Genomic DNA, 10201 nt, shown 5'->3' with positions numbered 1-10201 from the left:
AAGCCGATATCGCCCAGGCGACGGCCATGGCGGGCGGTTTCGCGGCGCAGTCGATCACTCCGGAACGCGGGGCCGCCTGGCAGCGGGTGACGGATCTTCTCAGAGAGGCCAGCGAAGGCCTGCGCCAGCTGCGATCCGCAAGCGAGCGGCAGTTTGCCGAGCTGCGGAGCGGCGATCTTGCCACCATGCAGAGAACCCAGGCGATCCTGGACGAGCGGCGCACCGAATGGGTCAGAACCCTTGACAATGCCAGGGCCGTTCTGGCCGAGGCCAACGTTGTCGGGCAGCGGCAGGCCGGCGAGATCTATGAGAGGAGCCGGACCTCGATCATCGTCGCTCTCGCCGGCACTGCTCTTCTCAGCCTGATCATCAGCTATCTTCTCCGCTCCTCCATCATAACCCCCCTCGGCGCCTTCATGGGCTTCGTCGAGCGGGTGGGACGCGGAGAGCTGGGCGGCCAGATGGCCACGACCGGAAAGGACGAGATCGGACATCTCGGCACGATGCTCAACTCCATGGTCGAGGGCCTGCGCCAGCTCGCACGCCAGAGCCGAGAGGCGACCGAGAACCTGAATGCGGCAGCAGCCGAGATCCGCGCCTCGACCCAGGAACAGGCGGCCTCCGTCGAGGAGCAGCTCGCTGCCGTGCAGGAGACCGCCGCGACCGTCGACGAGATCACCCATTCGGGCGCCCAGATCGGCAAGCGCGCGCAAGAGGTCATCGCCTCCGCACAGGCGGCGGCTCAGACCAGCATGTCGGGACTCCAGGCGGTCGAGGATACGGCGCGCGCCATGGACGCGATCCGCGAGCAGGCCGAGGCGGTGGCGGAAAACATCGTGGCGCTCAGCGAGAAGACGCAGGCCGTCGGCGAGATCATCGCCTCCGTGAACGACATTTCCGAGCGCACGCATCTTCTGGCTCTCAACGCGGCCATCGAGGCGGCAGCAGCCGGCGAGAACGGCCGCAGCTTTGCGGTCGTGGCCTCCGAGATGAAGACGCTCGCCGATCAAGCCAAAGATGCGACCACGCAGGTGCGCTCGATCCTGGGCGACATTCAGCGCGGCATCAATTCGTCGGTGATGCTCACCGAGGAGGCCGTCAAGCGCGTGGCCGCCGGTAAGGAGCGCACCGATATCACGCAGCAGACGATCACCGGCATCTCGGGGCAGATCCAGGAGAGCGTGCAGACCTTCCAGCAGATCGTGGCCTCCACCAACCAGCAGCAGCTCGGCATCGAGCAGGTGATGGGTGCGCTTCAGAACATCCGCCAGGCGAGCCAGCAGACGGCGGCCGGCACCCGCCAGCTCGATACCGCGGCGGCCAATCTGTCCCAGCTGTCGCAGCAGCTCCTCGGCCTTGCCGAACGCTACCGTCTCTAACGCGGCGGGCATGGAGATGTGCGCATCGTGACGGATATCCGCAAACAGCTGCTGGAGGCCTTCGACGCGGAGCATCGGGAGCATCTCGGTGCGATCCGGTCTGCGCTCGACCAGGCCGGCCGGGGCGAGATCGACCTGACGGATGTCTTTCGCCGGGCGCACAGCCTGAAGGGTGCGGCCCGCGCCGTTGACATGCCCTCTGTGGAGGAGGTCGCGCACCAGCTCGAGGCGCTGTTCTCCCAGGTTCTCGAAGGGCAGCAATCCCTCGACGAGCCGACAGTCGCCACGGTGCGGCGCAATCTCGACCTGATCGAGGATCTCGTCGCCGGCATTCTCAAGCCCTCAGCGTCGCCCGTTGAGGCGCAGCCCGCGCCCACATTGACGACACCTCGCGAATCGGAGCCCTCACCGTCGAAGGCCGATGCAGGCGCTCCCGTTGACGCCGGCGGCAGCGCATATCTGCGCGTGGCGGCCGATCAGATGGAGGAGCTCTCCACTTCCATGCATCAGCTTCTGACCGTGCTGCAGGCAAATGAAAGCCTTGATGACGACTTGCGGCAGGTCGAGCTTGAGATCCGTGGCTTGAGGCGCAGCTGGGATCAGCTGCAAGAGCAGATGAACGCTTCGGGCGCGGCCGCACAGCCAGGGAGTCGTGCCTCGCGCAACGCCGCATCGTTCACCCCGCGCCTGCGCGATTTCGACCAGGGCCTGAAGGGTCTGTTCCGCAGGATCTCCGCCTTGACCCGCGAGCGACGGCATTCGAGCTGGTCCGTCGAGCAGGCCGCCCGCCAGCTCCGCGAGAACGTCGACCGGGTGTCCCTGGTTTCGGCCGAGACGGTGTTCGGCGCCTTCGGGCAGATGGTGCGCGAGATCGCCCGCAAGGCCGGTCGCGATGTGGATGTGCGCAGCCTCGGTCTCGAAATCCAAGTCGACCGGCAGGTGCTTCAGGCCCTCAAGGATCCCGTGATGCATCTCCTGCGCAATGCGGTGAGCCATGGCGCGGAGCCGCCTGACGAACGGATGGCCAAAGGCAAGCCCGAGCGGGCCGAGGTCACCCTGGAACTGGCCTCACGCGGCGGTCGTCTCGTCGTCAGCATCCGCGACGACGGGCGCGGTCCCGATCTCGCCCGGATCGAGCAGGTCGCCATCGAGCGTGGGCTGCTCCATTCCAGGGCTCCAGGCCACCCGCCGCCGATGATGGATCAGCTGCTCGCCATCGTCTTCACACCGGGTTTCTCGACGGCAGGCGAAGTCGACAGGCTGTCGGGCCGCGGCATGGGCCTGTCCGTCGTGGCGGAAGCGGTCCGCAAGCTGCAAGGGTCGGTTCTGCTCCGGCCCCGCTACCCGCACGGCACGGAGGTCGTGCTGAACGTGCCGTTCACGGCTGCCCGTCAGCCGCTGCTGCTGCTTGAGACAGAGGGCCGCATGTTCGGACTGCCTGCTCATACGGTGGAGCGCCTCCTGCGCCTGCGTGCGGACACCCTGGAGAGTGTAGAAGGCCGCCCGGCAGCCCGGATCGAGATCCGGGGGCAGGACGTTATCGTTCCAATTGTCGCCCTCGCCGCTCTGACAGGATCCCCTCATGCTCCCCTGCCCACCGAGGCCGGCCACGTGAAAGCCGTTCTGGTCCGCCATGGCTCCCGAACCTGTGCCCTTGCGGTCAACGCGTTCCACGACGTGCGAACCATGCTCGTCAGCGATGTCCAGGCTGTCGGATTGAACGATCTGGTCTCCGGAACCGTGCTCATGGAAGACGAGATGCCGGCTCTCGTGCTCAGCCCGGACCGCCTGATCGAGCATTGGATCAGGAACGAAAGCCGCCTCGCAAGCGGAGGCCTGGGTCTCACGCAGTGGGTCCAGGAGGAGGAGCGCCAGGCCCGGACGATCCTCGTGGTTGACGATTCCATCACCACCCGCACCCTGGAGAAGAGCATCCTGGAGGCGCAGGGCTACGGGGTTCTGCTCAGCGTCGACGGTATTGACGCCCTTCATGTGCTGCGCTCGGGCGAAGCCATGATCGATCTCGTGATCGCCGATGTGGAAATGCCGCGCATGGATGGCTTCGGCCTGCTGCAGGCGATCAAGAACGACCCGAGGCTTTCGACTCTCCCGGTGATCCTGATGACGTCCCGCGCCGACCCCGAGGACGTGCGCAGGGGTCTCGATCTCGGCGCGAGCGCCTATATTACCAAGCAGAAGTTCGATCAGCGCGAGCTGCTGGCCACGATCGGACAGGTGTTGTGAGTTCCGTGTGATGAGTATGGCGCCGCAGTCTCGGGTTCGGGTGATGGTCGTCGAGGATTCCCTCGTCGTCCGTCAGCTGCTCGTCCATATCATCGCCAGCGATCCGCGCCTCGTCGTGGCCGCTGCCGTCGGTTCCGCCGAGGAGGCGCTGCGGGAGATCGGCCGCGTGCGGCCGGATGTGATCTCCATGGACATCCGCCTTCCGGGGATCGACGGGCTGGAGGCCACGCGCCGGATCATGTCGGAGCAGCCGACGCCCATCGTGGTCATTGCCGACAGCATCGAGGATTCCTCGCTCAAGATTTCCATGAACGCATTGCGGGCCGGTGCGCTCACGGTGGTGGAGAAGCCCGTCGGCCTCTCCAGCGAAGGCTATGCCGCCATCGCCAGCACCATCTGCACCCAGCTCTATATCATGAGCCAGGTGCCCGTCGTCCGGCAGCGCTCGTTCACGCCCTGGCGCGAGGCCGCCGCACCCAGGCGCGAACCGGAATGGGGCATGACGCGCCCGAGCATCATGGGGATTGCGGCGTCGACCGGCGGACCGCCCGCGCTGGCGAAGATCCTCGGTGCCCTGCCCGCAAACTTTCCGCTGCCGATCCTGCTCGTCCAGCACATGGGGGCTCCCTTCATGGAAGGCTTCGCCTCCTGGCTGAACGGGCTCGTCTCTCTCGATGTGCGCCTCGCCCAAGACCAAGAGATCCCGGCCCCCGGCCGGGTCTATGTCGCGCCCGGCGACCGGCACCTGCTTCTGTCCTCGGCCGGCACCCTGAAGCTGAGCGCCGAGCCGCCGCTCGGCAACCAGCGCCCCTCGGCCACCATGCTGTTCCAATCGATGGCACGCTCGCTCGGTCGCAGAGGCCTGGGAGTGATCCTCACCGGCATGGGGGAGGACGGCGCCCAAGGCCTCGTCGAGCTGCGCCAGGCCGGTGGCTACGCGGTGTCGGAGGACGAAAGCACGGCCGTCGTCTACGGCATGCCGGCGGCGGCGGCGCGCATGGGCGGCGTCAATGTCAGCCTGCCCCTCGACATGATCGCGCCACGCATCCTGCGCCTGGCCCGAGGAGACGGCGAATGAGCACGGCCCCCATGGCGCAGGCCGCCGAAATCCTTCTCGTCGAGGATTCAGAAACCCAGGCGCTGCAGCTGCGCCACATGCTGGAGACGAACGGCTTCCGGGTGTCCTGGCGCTCGACCGCCGAGGCCGCCCTCGACGGGCTGAACGAGAAGCTTCCCGACCTCGTCATCGCCGATTACCACCTGCCCGGCATGAACGGGGATGAGCTGACCCGGCAGATGCGCCTGAACGTCCGCACCCGCGCCATCCCGGTCATCATGCTCACGGAAGCCCGGGAGCGCACCGTCGAGCGACAGGGGCTGGAGAGCGGGGCCGACGCCTATATCTCCAAGTCCGCGGAGCAGGAGCTGATTCTCCTGCGGATCAAGGCGCTTCTGCGCCGACGCTCGTCGCTGATAAGCAATGAGCAGGAGGAGCGGCAGTCTCCCAGCTTCGGAACGTTTCGACGGGCGTGCATCCTGATCGTGGACGACAGCCTCACCCGCCGCACCTATCTTCAGGACATGCTGGCCCATGAGGGCTATGCGGTCACGGCCGCCGCAGATCCTGCCGAGGCCCTTCGCCTCGTGCACTCGGCGGATGCCACCTGGGACTGCATTCTGGTGAACCTGCTCAGTCCGAGCTTCGACGGCATCGAACTCTGCCGCCAGCTGAACCTCTACCGGGGTCTGGCGCCTCTGCCGGGGACGGACGCTCCGAGCTTCGCTATCGTGGGCCTCGGCCACGAGGAGGGTGGGCAGCTCCTTGCCCGGGCCTTTGCCGCAGGTGTCGACGACATCATCCCGACCAGTATCGAGGCCGATGGGATGCGGGTGCGCATCCGCGCGCTCGTGCGGCGCAAGCTCATGCAGGACGAAAACTGGCGCATCGAGGCGGAACTGCGCGAGCGCGAGATCGCGCTTGCCCGCGCTCGGGCCGAGGCCGCCTCGGCCGATGCGCTCGCCAAGGCGAACCGCGAGCTGGAAGAGGCCAACGACCTCCTGAAGGGAACTCAGGCCCAGCTCGTCCAGGCCGCCAAGATGGCGTCCCTTGGCGAATTGGTGGCGGGCATCGCCCATGAAATCAACAACCCTCTGGCCTTCATCCAGGCGCACCAGGGAACGGTTGAGCGGCTGCTCACGGAAATCGAAGGGAAGCTCCCACCCGAAGTCGGGCTTGAGCGGCAGGTTCGAAAATCCCTCGACCGGATTGGCGCGATGAAACTCGGACTCGGCCGGATTCAGGAACTGGTCCTGAATCTTCGGCGCTTCTCGCGCCTGGACGAGGGCGACTTCCAGACGGTCAACGTGCCCGAATCAATCGAGACCGTCCTGGCCCTCCTGGGCCACAAGCTGGGCACCCGGATCGATGTGCGGCGCCACTACAACGCGGTTCCGGATCTCTACTGCTCGCCGGCCCTGCTCAATCAGGTCGTGATGAACATCGTCGGCAATGCGGCCGACGCCATCAAGGGAACCGGCGGCATAGACATTGACACCGAGAGCAACGAGACAACCTATACGATCAGGATCACCGATACGGGACCGGGAATTCCACCGGAATTGCGGGAGCGCATCTTCGAGCCGTTCTTCACGACCAAACCCGTCGGGTCTGGAACTGGACTTGGACTGGCCATCGCCTATAGCGTCGTCCAGGCTCACAAGGGATCGATCACGGTGAATACGGGGCCGGCGGGCGGCGCCAGCTTCATCATCACGATCCCGAGGCAGATTGTTTCATGACCTTGACGAGCGAGATGACAGCAACGAACGGCACGATTCTGGTGGTCGACGACGAGCCGGATATCCTGGTCGCCCTCGAAGATCTTTTCGAGAACGACTACCGGGTGCTGACGTCCTCATCCCCCATCCAGGCCCTCGATATTCTCCGGCGCGAGCCGGAAATCGCCATCATCATCTCGGACCAGCGCATGCCGGAAATGCAAGGCGACGAGTTCCTGGCGAAAGCGAGACACGTGTCGGATGCCGAGGCCATCCTTCTCACCGGTTATGCGGACCTGAAGGCGGTCATCGGCGCGGTCAACAAAGGCCGCATCATGGCCTATGTGCCCAAGCCCTGGGATCCTGCCGCCCTCTCCAACATGGTGGCCTCCGCCTACCAGCGGCGCCTGCTGGCGCGGGAGCTCGATACCGAACGCGCGCTGCTGCACGGGCTGATGGAGAGCACGGACGACCTGATCTCGTTCAAGGACCTGGAAGGCCGCTTCGTGCGCCTGAACGCCGGCAAGGCCAGGAGCCTCGGTTGCACCGCCGGCGACTGCCTGGGCCGCAAGGAGAGGGATTACGTCTCGCCCGAGCGGGCCGCGATGATCGAAGAGGCGGAGCGCCGCGCCATCGAAGCGCGTCAGCCCGACGAGGTGATCGAGGAGCGCGTGCTGCCCGACGGCAAGACGCAGTGGTGTCTCATCAACCACATCCCAATCCTCGACGAGCAGGGCAGCGTGACGAATCTCGCCACCATCGAGCGCGACATCACAGAGCGCAAGCTGATGGAGATGCGCCTGCGTCAGGCCGACAAGATGCAGGCTCTCGGCACCCTCGCCGGAGGCGTGGCCCACGACTTCAACAATCTGCTGATGGCCGTGCTCGGCAGCCTGGACCTCGCCTCGCGCCGGGCGCCCGACGATCCGCGCCTGACGCGGCTTCTGCAGAATGCCACCTATGCGGCGGAACGGGGCGCATCCCTGACCCAGAGGCTCCTGAGCTTCAGCCGCCAGCGGGACCTGCGCCTGCAGGCCGTGGACGTGAACCAGGTCATCGCTGGCATGGGCGACCTGCTGACCCGCACGCTCGGCGGCGTGATTCGGATCGAGCGGCAGCTCACGGATGAGCTTTGGACCGCCATGGTCGACCCGGACCAGCTCGAGCTCGCCATCCTGAACCTGTGCATCAATGCCCGCGACGCCATGGCGGAGAACGGCGTTCTCACCCTCTCGACCCGCAACGAGGCGGTCGAGGAAGGCCGGATCACCGATCTCGCCGGCGGGGATTACGTGGTAATTGCGGTGGCCGACACCGGTACCGGCATTCCGCCGGAGGTGCTGGCGCGTGTGCTGGAGCCTTTCTTCACCACCAAGGAAGTGGGCAAGGGCACAGGCCTGGGTCTTCCCATGGTCTACGGCCTGGCGCAGCAATCCGGCGGCACGGTGACGATCCACAGCACGGTTGGGGTCGGCACAACTGTGGAACTCTATCTCTCACGCGCCGTGGAGGCACAGGGCGGCACACCTCTCGAGGAGCAGTCTATCGCCCCGGATGCTCCCAAGGTGCGCATCCTGCTCGTGGATGACGACGCGGAAGTGCGCACGGTGACGGCGGCTTACCTGAACGAGATGGGCCACCGGGTCGTAGAAGCGGCCGACGGGTCTTCAGCCCTCGACATCCTGAAAGCCGACGACCAGCTCGATGTGCTGATCGCAGACTTCGCCATGCCGGGCATGACGGGAACCGAGCTTGCCGACAAGGCCCGTGAGGTCCGCTCCGGCCTCGGCATCCTGCTCGTGACCGGATATGCCGATCCAAAACGCGTTCCGGAGGGATATCTGATGCTGCACAAGCCGTTTACCCGCGCCGATCTCGCCGCAAAGGTCGGTGAAGCGTCCGGGCAGCAGCGGAAATGACGGTTCGTTCTGCCGGGCGGATTGTTCGTCCAATTGTGGACAAACCCGCTCAGGGCGGGAATTGACCGAAACCATGAAGAATCGCGGAAATTTGACAAGAATCCTGCGCCTTGACACTGCCGCAGGCTCAGAAAATAGTTAATTCCCTCTAAAAATTATCCATTGTTGCATGGACAGATTGACAATATCGGGGCTTCGCACCTTAACTCCGTCACAGAACGGCCACGAGTAGAGCCGTCTCAGAGGACCAAAGGTAATGAAAAAGTCAGCCCTTTTCGCAGCCATCTGCGTTCCGGCCTTTCTGGCCGCCGCTCCCCTGGCCGCCAAAACCCTCGTCTACTGCTCCGAAGGCAGCCCCGAGAACTTCTACCCCGGCGTGAACACCACCGGCACGTCCTTCGACGCCGCTGAGCAGATCTACAACCGCATCGTCGAGTTCGAGCGCGGCGGCACCAAGGTCGTTCCCAGCCTCGCCGAGAAGTGGGAAGTCTCCGCCGACGGCACGGTGTACACCTTCAGCCTGCGCAAGGGCGTGAAGTGGCACTCCAACAAGAATTTCAAGCCGACCCGCGACATGAACGCCGATGATATCGTGTTCATGTTCGAGCGTCAGTGGAAGGAAGAAAATCCCTTCTTCAAGGTCACGAGCCCGAACCACTCCTACTTCAACGACATGGGCATGCCCAAGCTGCTGAAGTCGGTGGAAAAGGTCGACGACTACACCGTCCGCATCACCCTCAATCAGCCTGAGGCGCCGTTCCTGGCCAACATGGCCATGATGTGGTCGAGCGTGCAGTCGAAGGAATACGCCGACGCCATGATGAAGGCCGGCACCCCGGAGAAGATCGACCAAGAGCCGATCGGCACAGGCCCGTTCTCTCTGGTGCAGTACCAGAAGGACGCGATCATCCGCTACAAGGCGTTCCCCGAGTACTGGGCCGGCAAGGCGAAGATCGACGACCTCGTCTTCTCGATCACCCCGGATGCCTCCGTGCGCTGGGCGAAGCTCCAGAAGGGCGAATGCCATGTCATGCCGTATCCGAATCCGGCTGACCTCGAGGCGATGAAGAAGGACCCGAACGTCCAGATCCTCGAGCAGGCCGGCCTGAACGTCGGCTACCTCGCCTATCAGACCACGAAGAAGCCCTTCGACGACGTGCGCGTCCGCAAGGCCTTCAACATGGCCATGAACAAGAAGGCGATCGTCGACGCCGTGTTCCTCGGCTCGGGCGTTCCGGCCAAGAACCCGATCCCGCCGTCCATGTGGTCGTACAACGACTCCGTGAAGGAAGACGAGTACAACCCGGAAGCCGCCAAGAAGCTGCTCGCCGAGGCCGGCTACCCGAATGGGCTCGAGACCGACCTGTGGGCGATGCCGGTTCAGCGTCCCTACAACCCGAATGCGCGCCGCATCGCGGAGCTCATGCAGGCCGACCTCGCCAAGATCGGCGTGAAGGCCGAGATCAAGAGCTTCGAGTGGGGTGAGTACCGCAAGCGGGCTCAGGCCGGCGAGCACCAGATGGCTCAGCTCGGCTGGACCGGCGACAACGGCGATCCGGACAACTTCCTGCACACCCTGCTGGGCTGCGCCTCGGCGCAGAGCAACTCGGGCTCCAACATCGCCAAGTGGTGCCACAAGCCCTTCGACGATCTCGTGACGAAGGCGAAGGTCACCACGAATCAGGCCGAGCGCACGAAGCTCTATGAGCAGGCTCAGCTGATCTTCAAGGAGCAGGCTCCCTGGTTCACGGTGGCTCACGCCGTGCAGCTGAAGCCGGTCCGCAAGGAAGTCGTGGACTTCAAGCTCTCGCCGTTCGGTCGCCACACCTTCTATGGCGTGGACATCAACAGCAAGTAAGCTCACTTCCCTTCAACCTACGG

Annotated in this window: 6 protein-coding genes; all 6 read left to right on the top strand. The window is 65.0% G+C overall.

Going from position 1 to position 10201, the window contains the following annotated elements:
* On the top strand, window positions 1-1379 hold a 1379-nt coding region (locus JQC81_RS09645), incomplete at its 5' end, for a methyl-accepting chemotaxis protein (protein WP_203271598.1).
* 27 nt (window positions 1380-1406) lie between these two features.
* Entirely contained in the window at window positions 1407-3623 is a 2217-nt protein-coding gene (locus JQC81_RS09640; RefSeq protein ID WP_203271597.1) for a hybrid sensor histidine kinase/response regulator, read from the top strand.
* Window positions 3624-3633: 10 nt separating this feature from the next.
* Window positions 3634-4701, top strand: a complete 1068-nt coding sequence (gene cheB, locus JQC81_RS09635) for a chemotaxis-specific protein-glutamate methyltransferase CheB (protein WP_203271596.1) — start codon at window positions 3634-3636, stop codon at window positions 4699-4701.
* Window positions 4698-6422: a response regulator gene (locus tag JQC81_RS09630; RefSeq protein WP_203271595.1), complete on the top strand. Its 1725-nt coding sequence runs from the start codon at window positions 4698-4700 to the stop codon at window positions 6420-6422. Before cheB ends, JQC81_RS09630 begins: the two co-directional genes overlap by 4 nt.
* Entirely contained in the window at window positions 6419-8320 is a 1902-nt protein-coding gene (locus JQC81_RS09625; RefSeq protein ID WP_203271594.1) for a response regulator, read from the top strand. The genes JQC81_RS09630 and JQC81_RS09625 overlap by 4 nt, the downstream gene beginning before the upstream one ends.
* A 256-nt stretch (window positions 8321-8576) precedes the next feature.
* Window positions 8577-10178, top strand: coding sequence for an ABC transporter substrate-binding protein (locus JQC81_RS09620; RefSeq protein ID WP_203271593.1), 1602 nt, complete (start codon window positions 8577-8579; stop codon window positions 10176-10178).
* Window positions 10179-10201 lie beyond the last annotated feature (23 nt).

It is taken from the genome of Microvirga arabica, assembly GCF_016811235.1.
Lineage (GTDB): Bacteria > Pseudomonadota > Alphaproteobacteria > Rhizobiales > Beijerinckiaceae > Microvirga > Microvirga arabica.
Note: the sequence above shows the minus strand (reverse complement) of the source record. Positions and strands in the feature narration are given on the sequence as shown.

Coding starts and splice junctions, on each gene's coding strand:
- JQC81_RS09630 (WP_203271595.1), top strand. CDS start 4,698: ATGAGCACGGCCCCCATGGCGCAGGCCGCCGAAATCCTTCTCGTCGAG.
- JQC81_RS09625 (WP_203271594.1), top strand. CDS start 6,419: ATGACCTTGACGAGCGAGATGACAGCAACGAACGGCACGATTCTGGTG.
- cheB (WP_203271596.1), top strand. CDS start 3,634: ATGAGTATGGCGCCGCAGTCTCGGGTTCGGGTGATGGTCGTCGAGGAT.
- JQC81_RS09620 (WP_203271593.1), top strand. CDS start 8,577: ATGAAAAAGTCAGCCCTTTTCGCAGCCATCTGCGTTCCGGCCTTTCTG.